This is a genomic window from Paenibacillus sp. NPDC058174 (assembly GCF_042883865.1).
GTDB lineage: Bacteria > Bacillota > Bacilli > Paenibacillales > Paenibacillaceae > Pristimantibacillus.
Map to the genome: position 1 here is coordinate 842,532 of NZ_JBHVUY010000001.1, position 18,562 is coordinate 861,093.

15 protein-coding genes and 1 pseudogene are annotated in these 18,562 nt (G+C 50.3%); 3 read left to right on the forward strand and 13 right to left on the reverse strand.

The annotated features are described in order from the left end of the window. Positions 1 to 2: 2 nt before the first annotated feature. The 5 genes from ACFVVF_RS03770 to ACFVVF_RS03790 all read right to left on the reverse strand — a co-directional run bounded on the left by ACFVVF_RS03770 (position 3) and on the right by ACFVVF_RS03790 (position 3,684). On the reverse strand, positions 3 to 383 hold the full coding sequence (locus ACFVVF_RS03770; protein WP_387805510.1) for a tellurite resistance TerB family protein: 381 nt from the start codon (positions 381 to 383) through the stop codon (positions 3 to 5). Positions 384 to 500: 117 nt separating this feature from the next. Next, entirely contained in the window at positions 501 to 1,460 is a 960-nt protein-coding gene (locus tag ACFVVF_RS03775) for a hypothetical protein (RefSeq protein ID WP_387805512.1), read from the reverse strand. Positions 1,461 to 1,640: 180 nt separating this feature from the next. Next, on the reverse strand, positions 1,641 to 2,150 hold the full coding sequence (locus ACFVVF_RS03780; RefSeq protein WP_387805514.1) for a hypothetical protein: 510 nt from the start codon (positions 2,148 to 2,150) through the stop codon (positions 1,641 to 1,643). A 135-nt stretch (positions 2,151 to 2,285) separates the two neighbouring features. Continuing rightward, positions 2,286 to 3,221: a hypothetical protein gene (locus tag ACFVVF_RS03785; protein WP_387805516.1), complete on the reverse strand. Its 936-nt coding sequence runs from the start codon at positions 3,219 to 3,221 to the stop codon at positions 2,286 to 2,288. A gap of 1 nt (position 3,222) precedes the next feature. Further along, positions 3,223 to 3,684, reverse strand: a complete 462-nt coding sequence (locus ACFVVF_RS03790) for a hypothetical protein (RefSeq protein WP_387805517.1) — start codon at positions 3,682 to 3,684, stop codon at positions 3,223 to 3,225. Between the two features lie 225 nt (positions 3,685 to 3,909). On the opposite strand from ACFVVF_RS03790, the gene ACFVVF_RS03795 reads away from it, so the two are divergent. Continuing rightward, entirely contained in the window at positions 3,910 to 7,254 is a 3,345-nt protein-coding gene (locus ACFVVF_RS03795; RefSeq protein WP_387805519.1) for a DEAD/DEAH box helicase, read from the forward strand. Between the two features lie 132 nt (positions 7,255 to 7,386). On the opposite strand, the gene ACFVVF_RS03800 is transcribed toward ACFVVF_RS03795, so the two are convergent. Both ACFVVF_RS03800 and ACFVVF_RS03805 read right to left on the reverse strand, forming a co-directional pair. After that, a complete protein-coding gene (locus ACFVVF_RS03800) occupies positions 7,387 to 8,043 on the reverse strand; it encodes an SDR family NAD(P)-dependent oxidoreductase (protein ID WP_387805521.1) in 657 nt (218 codons plus the stop codon). A gap of 104 nt (positions 8,044 to 8,147) precedes the next feature. Then, entirely contained in the window at positions 8,148 to 8,903 is a 756-nt protein-coding gene (locus tag ACFVVF_RS03805; RefSeq protein ID WP_387805523.1) for an RNA polymerase sigma factor, read from the reverse strand. Positions 8,904 to 9,060: 157 nt separating this feature from the next. Here ACFVVF_RS03805 and clpP point away from each other — a divergent pair, with 157 nt between their 5' ends. Then, entirely contained in the window at positions 9,061 to 9,645 is a 585-nt protein-coding gene (clpP, locus tag ACFVVF_RS03810) for an ATP-dependent Clp endopeptidase proteolytic subunit ClpP (protein WP_387805525.1), read from the forward strand. Positions 9,646 to 9,749: 104 nt separating this feature from the next. Here the strand turns inward: clpP and ACFVVF_RS03815 are convergent, their stop codons facing one another. Further along, positions 9,750 to 10,052, reverse strand: a complete 303-nt coding sequence (locus tag ACFVVF_RS03815) for a DivIVA domain-containing protein (protein WP_188889777.1) — start codon at positions 10,050 to 10,052, stop codon at positions 9,750 to 9,752. A 162-nt stretch (positions 10,053 to 10,214) separates the two neighbouring features. Then, positions 10,215 to 11,162, reverse strand: coding sequence for an EamA family transporter (locus ACFVVF_RS03820; RefSeq protein WP_387805527.1), 948 nt, complete (start codon positions 11,160 to 11,162; stop codon positions 10,215 to 10,217). 624 nt (positions 11,163 to 11,786) lie between these two features. Between ACFVVF_RS03820 and ACFVVF_RS03825 the strand changes: the two are divergent. Further along, positions 11,787 to 12,659 (forward strand): annotated as a pseudogene (locus tag ACFVVF_RS03825) (bifunctional 3-deoxy-7-phosphoheptulonate synthase/chorismate mutase); the annotation flags it as partial. Here the strand turns inward: ACFVVF_RS03825 and ACFVVF_RS03830 are convergent. The 4 genes from ACFVVF_RS03830 to ACFVVF_RS03845 all read right to left on the reverse strand — a co-directional run bounded on the left by ACFVVF_RS03830 (position 12,646) and on the right by ACFVVF_RS03845 (position 17,989). Next, positions 12,646 to 13,824 (reverse strand): glucosaminidase domain-containing protein, encoded by a 1,179-nt coding sequence (locus ACFVVF_RS03830; RefSeq protein ID WP_387805529.1) that lies wholly within the window; start codon positions 13,822 to 13,824, stop codon positions 12,646 to 12,648. The pseudogene ACFVVF_RS03825 and the gene ACFVVF_RS03830 overlap by 14 nt on opposite strands. A gap of 388 nt (positions 13,825 to 14,212) precedes the next feature. Continuing rightward, entirely contained in the window at positions 14,213 to 15,688 is a 1,476-nt protein-coding gene (locus ACFVVF_RS03835; RefSeq protein ID WP_387805531.1) for an S-layer homology domain-containing protein, read from the reverse strand. Positions 15,689 to 15,822: 134 nt separating this feature from the next. Beyond that, positions 15,823 to 16,509 (reverse strand): response regulator transcription factor, encoded by a 687-nt coding sequence (locus ACFVVF_RS03840; protein ID WP_387805533.1) that lies wholly within the window; start codon positions 16,507 to 16,509, stop codon positions 15,823 to 15,825. A 7-nt stretch (positions 16,510 to 16,516) separates the two neighbouring features. Then, positions 16,517 to 17,989 carry a sensor histidine kinase gene (locus tag ACFVVF_RS03845; RefSeq protein ID WP_387805535.1) on the reverse strand — a complete coding sequence of 491 codons (1,473 nt, stop codon included), beginning with the start codon at positions 17,987 to 17,989 and terminating at the stop codon, positions 16,517 to 16,519. Between the last annotated feature and the right edge of the window lie 573 nt (positions 17,990 to 18,562).

Sequence of the window (18,562 nt, forward strand, 5' to 3'; positions counted from 1 at the left end):
CCTTAAGCCAATATTATTTTCAAACCTTCCAGCTTCAGCTGATCCATGCGGACCACCCAATCTTTGAACGCTTCATACGTCTCTTCGGATAAACCGAACAGCTCCTGCAGCTTTCTAGCCAATTGCTTCTCATCGTCATTGTAATCCCCATCGGCGAACACGAGCAGCAGTATTTCTGCGAAAAAGATACGCTTTACCTGCTCATCCTGCAAATTTCCGATAATGTCTTTTATGTCACGATGATCCTGGCACTGGTAGTCTGCTTCCGAGATGTTCATTTCGTTCATAAACAGCCGGATATAGTCCTTTTCCTTCGTGTTGATGCAGCCGTCAGCTTTTGCCACCCGATTCGCCAAATCCAGAAATGCTATTTTATGTTCCATATGATGAAGAAAGTGCAAAAACATTAGCGTTCACGCTCCTATGTCGAAAATAAATGTCTGTATAGAGTTTCGACATGCGGATTCCTGTTTCCTACTCTTGGGAGCAGATTTTTTGAACTATTCCACCTGTTTCTCTAAAAAACGATTAATTTCAGCCGTCTGCAGGTTGTTGCTTCCATCCAGCAGCTTCAGCAGGCTCTGGATCGAGGAGAGAAACACGCTGCCGCCGTTTCCTTTCTTGACCGCTGCCTCATAGGCCGCCCGAACTTTAGGGTTAATGGCTGTCTCGCCTTTTGGACCATAGCTGTCATAGACCGGTGTATTGCTCGCGCCGTAAAATGTCCGGGACTTCAGCAGCCGGAAATGCTCCTTGATAACGGTCGCCCGGTTCGATTTCGGATACTGCTTCAGAAAGTTTTCCAAAGCCACCGTACGTGAGATCAGCTCATCCCAGCCGATTACAATCGCACCATCGAAAGCGACGGGGCTGTTGGACGCGACAGCCATTAGATCGATGTATGATGCTATATCTTTGTTGATATGAATTTGGAACTGCTTAAAGCTCTGGTAATGCATAACCGGATAGTACATTCCCTCGCTCGTCTCCAGCTTATAGCCTTTGTCTCTGGCTTCGATTAGCAGAGCTTTCGTTTTCGCATCGGTCGTTGCTCCGATCAGCGCGTCCAGCGAAATCCCTTTTTTACGATATGCTTTATCAATTTCCTTCTGAATGTTTTGCGGGTATAGCTTTTCGGAAAAGGCAGGCAAATGCGCCAGCTGTGCATTTTCCAGATGCAGCGTCATGATTGTCGCTTGTGTTTTGCTTACGCGGCTAATGTTATTAATCAGGTAAGCGCGCGCTTTCGCTAATGTCGAAGGCTTACTCACATATTTTTCGAATTGCTTGTAGATGGAAGCTGCAACGCTGGCATTGACAGTGCCGCTAGCCGTTGCTGAAGCTGCTGCTGCATGCAGCGGACTTTTTGCAATAACAGCTGTACCAGCCGTCAGCGAAAGCGCCAAACCTAATACGAGTGTCTTTTTCAAAAGTTGATGTGGTTGATTGAATGCTTTCATTTTGGAAAGTCCTCCTTTATCACCCGCGTTTGCAGGCTTCGTATCTATACAGACGAATCGGCCGCCTCAAAGGTTACGGTTTTTATCCAATTTTACAAATTCCTATCATTTCCTCCTATAAAAAAGAAGCCCTCTAAGCGAAGGCTCCTGCTAGACTCATTCATTAATGTTGAAGCGAAATTATGGAATGTATTGCTGGACGATACGTACCACTTTACCGTCTTTTACCGTGATGTGATAAGGGAAATCTTTCAGCTTGATCGATTCATCTTTATTGAAATGCTCGGCAAATGCCGCCAGCGAAATTTGCTCATCCCACTCGATGTCTGCATTTGCAGCATGGCCATCGCGATCATAGATTTGCATCAGCACAACAGCGTCGTCTGCGATGGGCAGCGTTTTTACCGAAGGATTATCGTTAATAATATAATAACCATCCGGCGGAGCGTCCAAACCGGAATCTCCTTCTCTCTCTCTGAACTTGACAGTCGCAGCGTCGCCTTCATACCATTCTATCGAATCGAAATCTAGCGAATAGCCATTATCGGAATGGACAAGCCGTTCCACGTAACCAGTCTCCATGCTTGGCGTCTGAACGACGGGTGCATATTCACGGCTTCCAGCCATGACAAGACTGACAGAAGTTAAACAAACAATTGCAACGAGGGCAAACATCGTATATTTTTTCATAGGGAACAGCCGCTCCTTCTAGGGGGTGTAGATTTATATATTCGTCTTACTTATAGAATATAACGTTCATGGGCTGCAAGAAGTTACAAAAAAGCTACAGTCCATAAAAAAGATTTATCAAACACAAGCTCCCCCTTAGATTGGCGACATGTACCTGCCGTATCCCGGCTTAATCTCCGTCGCTTTTCCGTCTGCAATTGATAGAAAATCGACATTCTCCCCTTCTGCCCCCATCCACTTATAGCCCACTAGAAAGCCGCTCTCTGTGGCAGCTGCAAGCAGAAACGAAAAGTACTCAGGCTCGATAACACCGCCGTCATCAACCCGCCACGTCGAATTCTCATCATAAGTAGCGGGAAAATCATGAAACACCCATTGTACGCCATCGCTGAAGGCGAGGCTTGCCAGCATATCATCGCCTTCCCTGGCGAATACGACGAGATAAGCGTGTTGATCCGCACCGATCTGCTGTAAGGGTGACACCGATTCAACTTTGCGGCCTTTAAGCTTCTCGATATCCGCTTTCAAGGCAGCGGGCTCCGTCTGCTGCTCTGCTCCACGAAGCGGGAGAAGCATATTTTCGTTCAATAAGGTTTTATCTATTATAAAGTAGCTCTCATTATCGGTCGCATTACCCCCGATGACGTCATACAGCCACCCTCTTGATTGGTCAAAGTTTTGCGAGGTCTGTCTTCCGTTATCTGCCTCCGTCTCTTCCTGGCTGCCGGCATATGTGACAGTAACGACGCGGCCCTGATCCCCAATTGCAATTAAATTCCCTTTCGGCGGTTCCCCGCCGTCGCCCCACTCGGCAAGCAGCTTGCTGCCCGTGGAATTGGCAAATCCGAAGATCCCTTTCGAAAGAACCGAAAGATCCGCAAGCTTGTCGGGAGAATTCGGCGTTTCGGACGGCTCCGGTGTTTGTTCCGGCGTTGAAGCAGGCGTCGGCGTTTCATTGCTTACAGCTGTTGACGGCGATGGAGAAACGCTGCTTGTTGCTTTTGGACTCGCTGTCCCGCACCCCGATAAAACCAATACAGCTGCACATAAAGTAATCCATAACTTCTTCAACCTAATCCCCCCGACGATTCAATCCTGCGTTAATTACCCCTTCAGACGAGATAAGCTGGAAAAAGGGTGCAGCTCTGCACACTCCAAGTTTATACAACTCGTAAATCGAACCATACACTAGACCGTTAATGGCTCCCGATAACGTAAACAGTGAATCCTCCAGTCTAAAGCTGCTCTCGAACGACGTGCCTACCGATAGATGAAAGATCATAACGGCTCCATAACCTGCAACAATATGCGCAGCAATGCGAAAAAATGCGCTTAATGAATCGCTTTTCCGAATCATGCTATGAATGATCAGCGATAGCGGTACGCCGACTACAGTCGTCAACACAAAACAAAACATACAGACTATAAGTACAGCTCCAAAATTGAAACACAATAATGAAATCAATAGTGCACTGGTAAAACTGCCCGCAAAGATCGAAATCGCAATGGCAGCAACCTTATCGTCAATACGCATTTTATTCCCTCCCATTTTGTAACCAAACGCTGCAAAGGTGCAGCTTTCTGTTACATCTTATCAACGGGAACGGCCATGCGAACAGTTCTATCTTTCGTAGTCCCTCTAGTAACCAGGCTAGTGTTTAGTGTCCATATCGGCGAAAATCCATTTCTCCTGTCAGCCTCTCTTCGATATCTGGTATCATTGTAGGTATACGACATATTTCGAAGGAAGATTGATTTCATGAGCTTTATCGTTTCCAAACGAATTATTAAGCTGCTGTGCGGAAATGAAGCCTACAACGAAGGCGAGCATTTCGCAAGCCAACATAAAATCGCCATGATTATGAGCGACCCCGATTCCCATCGCTACAAAGCAGAGGTTGCCGGAGGCGGCAGCCGTTACCGCGTCAACGCGGAGATTGATATGAACGGTGATGTGCACGCCACCTGCAACTGCCCGCCCTTTTATTCGCGCTCTACCTATTGCAAGCATATTGCCGCTCTGTTGATCCATCTTCATAACGAGGCGGAAAAAGGCTTCGTCCCTGTCCGCGCTTATCCATCGCTGCTTCATCCTGAGCCCCAAGAGCAAGCGGCGGCCTTAACCCCGCGGTATAACGACGAGGAGCAAGCAGCGGACAGTATCATCCGTTTGTTTGAAAATAAGCGGCTCCCGGCAAGCGGCGCCGGCCGCCTGTTCGATTCCCGCATCCCGCTTGAAGTAGAGTTTGCCGTTCACACGGTACCCTACGGCAACCGCAAGCATGTGCTTGGCATCGAGCTGAAAGCCGGACCGAAACGGCTGTATATTGTCCAGCATATTCAAGATTTTCTGGAGCGGCTGGAGCAAAGGCAGCCTTATATTTTTACGAAAAGCTTCGTCTATGATCCTGAGCAGTACTGCTTCCGACCGGAGCATGATGCCGTGCTGCAGCTGCTCATTCAAATCACCAAACAAGAAAAGCTGCTTCGCGGATCAGCCATGAGCCCAGGCAGATCTTCGATATATCCTTCCCGCAAATCGGGCTCGGGCAATGAACGGATGCTCCTTATTCCGCCATTGTGGTGGAACGCCGTATTGCCTTTGCTTATAAGCTCCCCGGGAGTTTTGCTTGTTCACGACCATGGCATCACAGAGGGTATCCGGATTAGCGATCAAGCTCTGCCTGTGAAGTTTCAGTTTGACCAGTCCAGTCGCCAATCCGATGCTGGCGGCTATCAATTAACAGCAGACGGCATAGAGCAGCTGACTGTACTGGGTGATTACGGCGCTGTAATCGGTGCCGACGGCGAACTGTTCCAGCTGCCGCCAGAGCAGCTTGCCCGATTGTTTGAGCTGCAGCTCATGCTGGAGAGCTCGTTCAAAGCTCAAGTGCAGATTGCGGCACCGCTCATTGAGCCTTTTATGGAAAAGGTCGTGCCCGGGTTAATGAAGCTGGGATCCGTTCATATCGCGGAGCCGGTCGCTGAGAAAATTGTTCATACCCCGCTGAAAGCGAAGCTATTTCTGGATCGTGTGAAGGACAGACTGCTGGCGGCACTTGAATTTCACTATGGGGAGATCGTAATTAATCCGCTGGAAGCCGAATCCGGCCGTTCCCGCTCTACTGACCGCATTCTGATGCGTGACGGCGAGCAGGAACGGCGGATATTGGAGCTGATGGACAGCAGCGGCTTCCTCAAGACGGAAAGCGGCTACGTCACCGCCGAGGAAGAGACGGAGTATCATTTTCTGTATCATATCGTGCCGCAATTGGAGAAATTGCTTCGGGTATATGCGACGACAGCCGTTAAGATCAGACTGCATACGGGCAACATACCTCCGAAAATATCGGTTCGCTCCGATGAGCGAATGCACTGGCTGCAGTTCACCTTCTCGATAGACGGCATTCCCGAGTCCGAAATTCGCGAGGTTATTCAATCCGTGGAGGAGAAACGCCGCTACTACCGGCTGCCAAACGGGGCTTTAATGCCGCTTGAGCAGGAGCAGCTGCTTGCGATGATTCGCGTATTGAACGAGGTCGGTATCCGCTCCGGCGATTTGGACGGCAACGGCGTCCGCCTGCCAATCGTCCGCGGCCTTCCGCTTATCGATGCCGATACATCGTCTAGAGGCGTCGTCAAGCTCGATAAAAGCCTGCGAGAGCTGCTGGAAAACTTGCGCAATCCGGATCAATTCGAATTCGAGCTGCCGGCCGGACTTCATGCGTCATTGAGGGAATATCAGAAGTTTGGCTTCCAATGGATGAAGACGCTGGCGAATTACCGGTTCGGAGGCATATTGGCCGATGACATGGGGCTGGGAAAAACGGTGCAAAGCATTGCGTACCTGCTCTCGGTCATTCCGCAAATTCGGGCGGAGAAGAAACCGGCACTGATCGTCTGCCCTGCCTCTCTCGTCTACAATTGGCGCAACGAGCTGGAACGCTTCGCTCCAGACATTAGCGTCATCGTCGCAGACGGAACCAAGGCGGAACGCCATGCGTTTATTGACAACGCGCCAAGCGGAGCAGCAGATATCATCATTACCTCGTATCCGCTGCTGCGGATGGATATCGAACGGTATGCGCGGCAAAGTTTCCATACGCTAATCGTCGATGAAGCACAGTTTTTCAAAAATCATCTGACGCAAACAGCGCAGGCCGTCAAGCTGCTGAATGCTGATTACCGCTTCGCTCTCTCCGGCACGCCAATAGAGAATCGGCTTGAGGAATTGTGGTCGATCTTCGAGGCTGTATTTCCGGCTCTGCTGCCGGACCGCAAGACGTTTAATGAAATGAGTCCAGAGCTAATCGCGAAGCGTATCCGGCCGTTCCTGCTGCGCAGGCGGAAAGCGGACGTGCTGAAGGAATTGCCGGAAAAAATCGAGACGCAGCAAATTTCCGAGCTGCTGCCGGATCAGAAGCGGCTGTATGCCGCCTATCTGGCCAAGCTCCGGCAAGATACGCTGAAGCATTTGAACAATAAAACGTTTGAGCGCAACAAAATCAAAATTTTGGCCGGCTTGACCCGGCTTCGTCAGCTCTGTCTCCACCCTTCCCTGTTCGTCGAGGATTATGCCGGCGGCTCTGCCAAGCTGGAGCAGCTGATGGACTTGATTGAGGAATGCCGGGCATCCGGGCGGCGCATGCTCATCTTCTCCCAATTTACCGAGATGTTGAAATTGATTGGCCGCGAGCTGACTTCAACGAGCATCCCGTTCTTTTATCTCGATGGACAGACTCTGGTTTCGGAGCGGGTAGAGCTATGCAACCGATTCAACGAAGGCGAACGGGATTTGTTTCTCATCTCGCTCAAAGCTGGCGGAACCGGTCTGAATCTGACAGGGGCCGACACTGTCATTCTCTACGACTTATGGTGGAATCCGGCTGTTGAACAGCAAGCCGCTGACCGCGCCCACCGCATGGGTCAGAAAAACGTCGTCCAAGTCGTCCGGCTGATCTCGCAAGGAACGGTTGAGCAGAAAATGTACGAGCTTCAGCAGAAGAAGCTTAACTTGCTGGATAATCTTGTACAGCCTGGCGAAGAAGCGCTGTCCGCTTTAACGGAGCAGGATATCCGCGAGCTTCTGCAAATAGGAGTCTAGATTGGAACAGCGCTGCCGGATGGCAGCGCTGTTTGTCTTTTTACCGCTCAATGCAAAAAAAATCAGCCAGAAAACTGGCTGATGCGAATGTCCGCCAAGCCGCTCCCGGCGCGCCTTAACGGAATGATTCCTTTACGGTTGAGAAAATACGATTTCCACTTCATCACGATTCTGATACAGCTGCCAGTACTTCTCAGCGATCACATCCGGATCGTAGAACGTGTCCTTCGCAACGTAGCCGCCGATCGTAACGGTGCCAACGTATACGCCATGCGGCTTCAATTCCTCAGCCAGCGAATAAGCGAATGACCGGACACCCGCTTTGCCGATCGATAATGAGGCGTACGCAGCGTTTGGATAGATACCGAAACCGCCGCCCGTAATCAAGATGGTGCCTTCCTTGCGGCCGACGAATCCAGGAACAACCTGCCGGACGCTAGTCAAGGCGCCCACTACATCGACTTTAAATTCGTCGATCAATCGTTCTTCCTCCAATTGGGACGGCTGTCCGGACGAGATGACAGCTGCATTGTACACGAGGACATCCGGCTCTCCATGCTGCTCCCTAATGGTCTGGAAGGCTTCGGCGATCGATGCCGGATTTCCGGCGTCTCCTGTTATGCCAAATGCTTCGATACCCAGCTCTTGGAGCGCACCAGCTTGCTCCTCCAGTGACGACTCCCTGCGCGCAACAAGCCCGATACGAAATCCGTTATCCCCGAATTTGCGCGCCACTGCTGCGCTTACTCCAGGACCTGCACCTACGATTACGACTAGCGGTTTACTCATCTCTCTGCACTCCCTTGCATTATTTTCTATAACTTACCATTCCAATCGGAATTAATCTAATAGAAAATTTGTGAGTGCGATTATATTTTTCAATGCAAGTCCGACTAAGCAGCCATTATTGCGCTGAAGCCGGCACTTGGACCCGTATGCTGCATATGCGCCTTCTCCCGTACAGCCTGCTGCAGCTGCAGCGCTTTATTCTGCATAAGGCCAACCGCAATGGCTGCATGCGAAGCGTCATGCTGAACGAGCGCGATCAGCGTATGGGTGTCGTTTAACCGGTAAGCGGCCGCAAGCGATCGAATGTAGAGCTTCATTCCCTCTTCCTTCGGCTCCGGCAGCCCTTCGCTGAGAAGCTCCTTCCGGATAGCATCTAATGATCTGCGGGCCCGGTGCAGCGCTGCCTTCACGGCACCTGCACTCGTCTGAAGATGAGCTGCCGTTGCCTCAATGGAGTAGCCCATCGTTTCACGAAGCATGAACACAAGCAGCTGCAGCGGCGACAGATGCTTCTGAAGCACATGCAATACCGCTTCGATCTCGGCAAAATCATCCTCTGCCCGCATATCTGCGAGAAGGCTATCCGTTTCCAGACGGGCACTTCTGGCTTTTCTCCGGACCCGGTCCACCCAAGTCGTACGTGCAATACGCAGCAGATAGGCTTCCGCATTGTCATGCCCTTCACCACTCAGCTTGCTTATCGCCTTTAGCCAAGTTTCCTGTGCTAAATCTTCAGCTTCATAACGGGAAGCAGTAATCGCCATGCAATATCGCCGCAGTGCCGCATCGAGCAGCTTTGTCGTCTCCTCGCCCAGCCGGGCAGCAGCATGTTCAGCTTCAGCTTGATTCCATCCGTTCATTCCAGCACCCCCTTATTCAGTAAACGATTTACCCGCTTCAAAAGATACGCCTGCGATAAAAAAATAAACCGGAATTTTTTCGTGAAAAATCGTATCCTGTCAGGCCGTTTAATCGTCTTCCTAGCGAAAACCAATTACGAACCTGGAGGAATGTCAAATGAGTTCATATGTCCCTTACGTAGTGGAGCAGACGAAAAACGGTGAGCGCTCCTACGATATTTATTCCCGTCTGCTGAAGGATCGCATCATTTTCTTAGGCTCCGCCATCGATGATCAGATCGCAAACAGCATCATCGCACAAATGCTGTTTCTAGCTGCGGAAGATCCGGAGAAAGAGATCTCGCTGTTCATTAACAGTCCAGGGGGCTCGACGACAGCAGGCTTCGCAATCTACGATACGATGCAATACGTGAAGCCTCCCGTTCATACGATCTGTATCGGTATGGCGGCTTCCTTTGCCGCTATTCTACTGCTGGCAGGGGAAAAAGGCAATCGGTTTGCGCTGCCGAACAGCGAGATTATGATCCATCAGCCGCATGGCGGCGTACAGGGGCAAGCGTCCGATATCGCCATCAGTGCTAAGCGGATCCTGGATACACGCGCCAGATTGAACCGGATCGCCGCCGAACGGACCGGCCAGCCGCTGGAGCGGATCGACCGTGACATGGATCGCGATTACTTCATGTCAGCGCAGGAGGCCGTCGAGTACGGCATGATTGACAAAATCATTACATCACTGTAACCCCTAATAGTTGCCTGATAACACAAAGAGGCTGTCTCGGCCTGGCGCGAAAACGCCAGTCGTGACAGCCTCTTTTTACAGTTAGTGCTTGCCGAAAATTCACCTTACACCCGCGGGCGCAAAAGCTCTCTTTTCTCGCCGAACACTTTCATCTCCAGATCCTCGATCCGGCGTTTAATCATAAATTGATCGTATGATTCCTTGTTCTTCAGCAGTTCAACATGAATAGCGGCAAGATCCGCTTCATATTTGAGAATCAGATCCTGCATCCGGCTATAATCCTTTATGATTTCATCAAGAAAATCATCCACCTCATCCGGATTGTAGCCGCGGAATTTTTTCTCGAATTGCTTTGCATGAACAGCGTTTGCAGTTAGTGTAATGCCATAGTTGACCAACTCGCTCATAATACGTAATACCCCTTTCAAGCTCTTTTCAAATCAATCAATAAAAGCTTTATATTATTAACTATACGATGTTTGAGGGTGTTTTGCCAAATCTTTGACCTTTCGGACGTATAAAATGTCTAAAAACCGCGCAACAGCGCAATATGAGGAAGATTTTAACTATTAGGCCTGAAGGGAATGCGGACCCGAATGCCGCCGCTTCCGTTTCAGCAATTCAGGCAAAGCAATGCCGGCGAGCACCAGCACGACGCCGGCCCATTGGATACCGCTGACATGCTCATGCAGGACGAATGTCGACAGCAGCACCGCCACCGGAAGCTCGGCTGCACCCAGGATGCTGGCCATTCCCTCTCCGATATGGGGAATGCCAACCGCGTACAGCAACGGTGGTATAAACGCTCCAAAAAATCCGAGCAGCGCTCCAAATAGCAGCAGCCCATCGAATAAATGCCCGTTAAACAAAAAATGCGGAGGAAATAAAATAAATACTAAAGCAACCGCGCCAGTGCTCATCCATGCGCTGCGATATGCCGGGTGCGCATCCGGCACCGCTTTGCCGCTGAACAAAATCATAAGGGAATAACTGATGGCGGACAACAGCCCTAGTCCCATGCCCGTCAGATTGAAGGCCGCCCCTCCGGGAGCTGCCAATCCAGCTGCCAATGCCGTTCCGGTCAACAGGACGGCAAGAGAGGCCAGGATCGCCCTACTTGGCCGTTTGCGCTGAATAACGGCTTGTATAACGACACCGATCCAAGTGAATTGGAATAGCATAATGATAGCAAGCGATGCCGGTATATACTTAAGGGAGTGGTAATACAGCAAACCGGTTACTGCAGAAGGCGCACCTGCCAGTATCAGCAGCAGCTTGTGCTTCCACTCCAGCTTTCGCCACGTTGCAGTCTGTTCAGAAGAATTGCCCGCAGGCACGCCGCGTTTTTGCTTAAACTTGATAAAGGCTGCGAGCAGCCACGCCAGCAAAAAGCCAAATGACAGCTGGCTGCCAACCACCTCGCCTAGCGTAAATCCTCGGTCGTAGGCGTGTACAACGATGGTCGATAGAATACCATAACTCATAGCTCCCGCTAGAACGGCTATAAAGTATTTCATGGGGTTAAATTTCCTCCTGTCTAGTACGCCATGCCTCTATAAAACGCAAAAAAACCTAACCGCGACTGGACGAACCGTCTGGCGGCTCTCTCCGATCATTCGCAGTTAGGAAGTTAAGGCTCCCTGTAGGACCCCCGCCCTTCTTGCATCCATATGCGGGGTTATACGAGACATGAATTCGTTCACAAATTAATCATCTTCACTTCGTCACATGTTACATGACAGGTGAGTTATTGTCAATCCGTTAAGATTTCCCCGTGCCGGCAAGCAGAAATAAAAAAACTTGCAGTTCGTTTGAAAAGGGTATAGAATGCTCATTAATCAAGCGTTATTCGAATAGCATTGACAGGCAATGACGGAGAGAGTAAGCAAGGTTACATTCCTGACAGGGACGGTGCGCCACCGATTGAGAGCCGCCGAGCGAATGTCCTGGCCGAAGTTCACTCCTGAGCCGGAACTTGAAGGCAAGTCCTATGCGGCTTGCAGTAGAGCTCCCCGTATTCTCTGCGTTAAAGGGATCAAAGTGAGATCGCGCGCCGCCTTAGAGCTCAAGGCCAGCCGGTCTAATTAGGGTGGTACCACGGCTTCTCGTCCCTTGCGGAGAGGAGCCTTTTTTGCGTCCATTTTCATAACAAAACGATAAGGAGCTGTTCAAATATGAGCTATAACCATCTGCTCGTCAGCCGCGGCAAACAAGCGGAAAATACATCGATTCACCTCGGGTCTACAATCATCGGGGGCGGACAACCGGCGATGATCGCCGGCCCGTGCTCCGTGGAAAGCTATGAGCAGCTGCGTTCTGTGGCAGCATTGCTGAAAAAGACGGGCGTTAACGTCCTTCGCGGCGGCGCCTTCAAGCCGAGAACCTCTCCTTACGACTTCCAAGGACTTGGCCTTGACGGTCTGAAGCTGCTGAAGGAGGTGGCCGATGAGTTTGGCTTAATTACCATTAGCGAAATCGTCGACCCTAGACATTTGGAGCTGGCTGGCGATTATATCGACGTCATTCAAATCGGCGCCAGAAATATGCATAACTTCGAGCTGTTGAAAGAAGCCGGACGATTGTCCACGCCAGTTCTGCTCAAACGCGGACTTTCGGCTACGCTGGATGAATTTCTCCATGCTGCGGAATACATTTTGTACGGCGGCAACAAACAGGTCATGCTTATCGAAAGAGGTATTCGCACCTATGAACGGGCGACGCGCAATACACTCGATATTTCGGCGGTTCCATTGCTCAAGCTGGAGACTCATCTTCCAGTATTAGTTGATGTGACACATTCCACCGGCCGCAAAGAAATTATGGCGCCTTGCGCCAAAGCTGCCCTTGCAGCAGGCGCAGACGGCGTTATGGTCGAGGTGCATCCGAATCCGGCTGCTGCCCTCTCCGATTCCGCCCAACAGCTGGACTTCGAGCAGTTCGAGGCTTTCTACAGTGAAGTCAAGCGGTCTGGGCTGCTCTCCCCGGCTGCTTCAGCCGGAATTACAGTTTCTTGAAGTCGCTCTTCATAATTTTGAGCACGAGGTTCGGCCATTCCGGGTTCGCTGGACAATATTTGCGGGCGATCTTCTCCACCGTTGTATAGCCTTTGTTGACGTAGTTTTTAGAGAGCAGCTGCCCGAATTTCAGTACGCTGTCACCCTTCGTCTCAAAAGTGAATGCGCGGTTATGGGGATTGCTGCCGGTAGCGTTTAAGCCGAACAGATTATTTTTGTTTTTAGCCAGCTTGCTTTTGCCGTTGCCGCTCTCAAGCTTCATGACGGCAATGGTAAAATAGGCGTTGATACCATATTCCTCTTCGATTTTTAGTATCGCTTGCTCTAAGTTCTGTCCGGCGAGTGCCGTATTGTCAAGAATTTCGGCGATATGCGATTCGGTCAGTCCTGAATCAGCGCCAACAATCGAAGACGGCTTCAGAGGTTCTGATTCTTCCTCCTCTGGAAGCGGCTGCGGAATGGTTATACGCAGCGTATCCTCATTGCGCAGGAAGGCTTGTTCAATGACTTGCTGCAGGTGTTCCGGGGTTTCTGCTGCTGAGGCGGTCTGCTGAAGCTCCTTGACGTAGCGGCCATGCACAAAGCCCCCGTCTTTAAGAGCAACCCAGCCATTCTCGAGCGGCTGGTCGACGGCAAGCTTCGTCCCCTGCTTAACAACCTGAACGATTTCTGAATTGGCATTGGACTCAGAACGGATGTTCAAGTAATGCGCAGTTACTTCGTAAACAGAATCAGCGGGCGGCGGATCAATAGCAGGCTTGTTGCCTGCAGCCTCATCGGCAGGTATGCTGCTTGAAGACTCGCTATTAGCAGGGGATTGATTCAAAGCGTTAGTGTTAGCCTCGCTCGTTCCATCTATTGGCAAGTCGCCAGCAGCTTGCGGTTCCGTAGAAGCTGACGAAACGGATTCATCGGAACTGCTCGCTATATGTACGGATGGTCTTTTTTCCGGCTCAGGAGCTGAGAATGAGAAGCTGTCAGCCGGTGACTCCAGCGTAGGCGGGGACAGCCATTCTTGATCTAGAGAAGCCGTTAAGGAAACGCCTTGAGACTGTTCAACAGCGGCTGACTTGCTATATGGATCGGGAAATTGCATACCTAAAGTCGTGAGTAAGGCTGCACAAAGCACATAAACGAACCATTGCAGATTCCGTTTTTTACGCATATTCGTACCTCTCCCTTCATCACCTTGCGATATAGGATAGATTGTACACACGAGATATTGCGAAGCATGTCAAACGTTCTGATGGCGCGGTTAGTATATTTGTCGATAAACAAGCTGTATTATGGCCGATAATGACAAATGTACGCAGCTTTAAATTTTCGTCTTGCCGGAACCTAGCAAATACTGATAGATTGGCCGCAGAAAGCTCTTTCCCCGTCTGCGGTTGTCCGCCCCGCTCTATCAGATTGAAATCTTTCAACAAAAAGCGCGAATGGCGAACATTAAAATTATTAGAAAATTCGGAGAAGAACCGTCCCGTACCCGGCTTATACAGCATAAACAGCAAAAGGAGCAGAGGAAATTCCTCTACTCCTTTATTTGTAAGGTTTTACTTAGCTGTGAAAGAAATGCCGCTTGCTGTAGCCCAGCTGCCGACTGGCGTTACTTCATAAGAGACTCCTGCCGCCAGCTTGCCGCCGTTCTGAAGCTCAAATACGCCAACAGCGCCTTTTCGCGTCTGAACTTTGTATTGAGCGGTTAATGTTGTTCCGTCCGAGCCTTTCAATTGAATGGAACGATAAGCAAATAGCTCATCCAAAGGATCGGCCTTAAGCGTAACGTTCAAAGTCGCGGAATCAGTCTGCGATACCGACTCAATGGCAAGCGGCTCGATGGTTCCCGCTACAAAACTGTCGTTATTCAGCGTGAACCAATCCGACGATACGGTGTATTTCACCCCAGGCTGCAGCGTCATCCCTGCAGGCAGCCGGAATTTCGGCTCTTGCTTGCCGTCAGTCGATTGTGTAAAGCCGACATAATTGACCGTAATCGGCTCCCCGCCTTCCGGCGTCAATACGGCTTGCCTTGAAGCCAGTGAAGAAATGATTTGCATCGCTTTGCCACCCAGCGTATTGTTCTCGCCCATCACCACCGCGTTCGCGCCGCGGCCGCCGGCATAAGCCGAGATCAGGTAGCCGTAATCGATCACGCCGTCCGTACGGAACGAGTCGACCTCGAACGTATCCATCGCTACTTGACGGGTTGCGTTCAGCGTAATTTTTTGCTGGCTGGAATCGACCTTGAACGTTTGCTTGCCTTTATAGTTCAAAGTGTACACCGTATCGGCTTTCATCGTCTGAACCGGTACGATGTAAGTCGCGATAGAGCCTGTCTTCAACCGTGGCTGGTTATTAAGCTTCAATCCGTTATCGAAGGCAAAATTAGCTGTTGCAACAGCGGTTTCCTCATCCGCAAGCATAAGCGGAGCATCAAATGTAACTTCGAATGTGATCGCATTCAGCGCCTTGATAGATTGAATTTGAGCCGTTTCTTTACGGATCGCTTGCTCAGACAGCACCAGCAGCTGTGCGGTCTCTCCACGAGTCAGCTTCGTCTGGCCGATACCGATACCGTCCATCCAGTAACGAACCGAATTGACGTCGCGCTGCAGCGCTTTTGCGATCATCGCCGCAGCCTCCCCGCGGTCAGCCAACTGGTTAGGCTGGAAGCCCTCTTCATCTGTAATCAGGCCGGTCGCAACGGCTTTCTCTACATATTTTGTATACCATTTGCCTGATTCCGAGGCTTCAGGCGCCGACCCGAGCGTTAAGACGATCATTTTCACAAGCTCGGCATTCGTAACATCCTTCTCTGCTCTCAGCTTGCCGTCCTCATAGCCTTGGAGCACGCCTTTTTTCACCAGATGCTGTATGGCTTGGTCGACCTGCTGGTTGAACGCAGCGACTATTGACTGTGGTGCTGCCCCTGCTGCCGAAGCTGTTGTCATATGAAAGGGGAGCAGCGCTCCTCCGCCAATAATTGCTGTTAAAGCTGCGATTGCCGTTTTCCGCTGAATGATGTTCATCTTTATCTCTTCCTCTCGCTCATAGTGTTGTTCGGTACCTGCATTCATGATAGAACAGCACTCTAAAACGGAGCATAAAGATGTATAAACTTTTTATAAACAAGGTCATAATTTTGTTCAAACAAGCAGCGGGATCAGACGGTAAAGCGGTATCCGGCTCCCCACACAGTCTCGATAAATTGCGGATTAGACGGGTCAGCCTCGATCTTCTCGCGAATGCGCGAGACGTGGACGGTTACCGTCGCGATGTCGCCGGTCGATTCCAGTCCCCATATTTTTTCAAACAAGCCCTCTTTGCTGAACACACGGTTCGGATTTGCCGCCATATAGGCCAGCACCTCGAATTCTTTTGCCGTTAATGCGATTTCCTTCCCGTGAAGGAAGACGCGGCGCGCCGATTTATCGATCGACAGCTCACGGATCTCGATCCGGTCAGGCTCCTTCTTGCTGTCAGTAAACCGTTCATAGCGCGACAAATGGGCTTTTGCCCTCGCCACCAGCTCGTTAGGACTAAACGGCTTCGTCACAAAATCATCGGCACCGAGGCCAAAGCCGCGAATTTTATCCACTTCTTCTTTTTTAGCCGACACGATCAACACCGGAACATCAAGCTTCTCCCTAATCTGCCTGCATATTTCGAATCCGTCCGTTCCCGGCAGCTGAAGATCCAGAATGATCAGCTGGAAGCCTCCGCTTAATGCCAGCGCCAAGCCTTCCCGGCCGTCATGCGACATCTCCACCGCAAAGTCATGCAATTGAAAGTAATCGCGCTGAAGCTCCGCGATATAAGGGTCATCCTCAATAATTAGAATCCGCTTCATATCTGTATCACCGACGATCCTCAAATATTTTTAATGTAAAATAAATGCTTGTTCCTTGCTGCGGCAAGCTTTCCGCCCCAATTTCCCCGCCATGCCCTTCAATAATTTGCTTGGCAATGGCAAGCCCAAGCCCGCTGCCACCCGCTGCCTTGCTGCGAGATAGCTCTTCCCGGTAAAACCGCTCGAAAATATGCGGCAGTGCATCAGGATGAATGCCAGGACCATTGTCTTTGATCTTCACGACGGCAAAGCCGTCCTTCACTTCCACTCCGATCGTAATCCGTTTCGGATGACTGACCATATATTTGAGACAATTACTGAGCAAATTAACGACGACACGCTTGAGCTTCTCCTGATCCGCCAACACGAACAGCTCCTCTGCCCCTTCTGCCAGCCAGCTGACCTCTACTTGCTCGTTATCGAAATCAATCGCCAGCGCCTCAACGATGCTTTTCAGAAAAGGAAGCAGCAGCAATTGCTCGAACGAGAACGGCTCCTTGTTCAAATCCAGCTTGGAGTAAAGCAGCAGTTCATCAACGAGCTGCTCCATATCCGATGCCCGGGTATGGATGGCTTCTACATATTTGTCCAGCTTGTCCGGCGTATTCGCTACTCCGTCACGAATGCCCTCCGCGTACCCCTTAATGGTTGTAATCGGTGTCCGGAGATCATGCGAAATATTCGATAACAGCTGCTTCCGGTTCTCTTCGTAATGAAGCTGCAATTGGACAGAATCGTAAAGCTGCCTGCGCATTTGGTCAAAGGTGAGCACAAGCTGCCCCACCTCATCGCGCGAGCTTGAATGCAGCCGGAACGTTAAATCTCCTTCGGTAATATGCTCGGCAGACTGCCGCAGCGCATCAAGCGGCTTGATGATTTTGCGAGTCACATACCGGTACAGCAGCCAGCCGGTCAGCAGTAAAATGGCAGCCAGCATTCCGATCAGTATCGGCAGCAGCGTGCGGATCATCTCTGCAAACGGGCTGCGCTCCCGGATAACGAAGATGCTGCCTTTCTCGCCGGTTTCGGACGAGAAGTAAAAATCAAATTTGGCGTAGGAGAAAAAACGATTGCCGACATTCATCGTATTGCGAATTGAACGATTGCTCAAATCATACGCAGGCAAAGCTGACTCCATATCGACATCATGGAGCGTTGGCGTTTGATAGAGAATACCCTCGTCGTCACGAACGACAAGACCGGCCTGCACCATTTTCAACTGCTGGTCGTAATCTTCAAGCAGCAGCTGCTCCTTCAGACGCTTGGGGTCATGCTTGGCCAAATATTTGAGGTCAATGAACAGATTATCTTCTTCATCAGAAAGCGGATGAACGGAATAGTGTACTTTATAAAATCGGCTGATGCTGCGGAAATCGCCGGTTACCGCAACCGACAATGAATATGCAGCCAGCGCGAACACGATAACGGACACGACGACGACCGACATGAACGACAGCAGCAGCCGAAAGCGAATGGACAATGCCGGCGCCTCCTTCAAAAGTCTATTGTTCCCTATTGTACTATCCCGACTCTTAGAAATCTATTAGCAAAGGCGGTTGTCCCACAATGTGGAAATCACGCCTTGGAGGTAGGCGGATCAGGCGGATGGTAAAATCGCGACAGCTTTTAGTAGCTCAATGAAAAGTCGGCGATACGCGGACTAACTCAACGAACTCAAGCAGAACCGCATCGTAATGTTATTTCGGCCTAGGGTTGAATACATCAAAAGCGAATCAAAATGTAAAATTGCAGGTTGTTGGACGGTTTTTCGGCGATTTAGGCCATCAAAATGCAAATGCGCAGGTTGATTGGCCTAAAATCCTCCTATAATGTACATCGGAGCGATTTCAAATGTACTTTTGCATTTTGAGGGCGGTTTTGGCTAGTTTCAGGTTCATCAAAATGCACTTTTGCATTTTGATTGTTACTGGGCGTGGAATAACGAGCGTATCGCGTTCATTCAGCTGTTAGGCGGCACTATGAGAATGCGAATGCGAGTGCGAGTACGTGCGACAAGTTAAATGTCGCTAATTATTAATTAGATTAATAATAT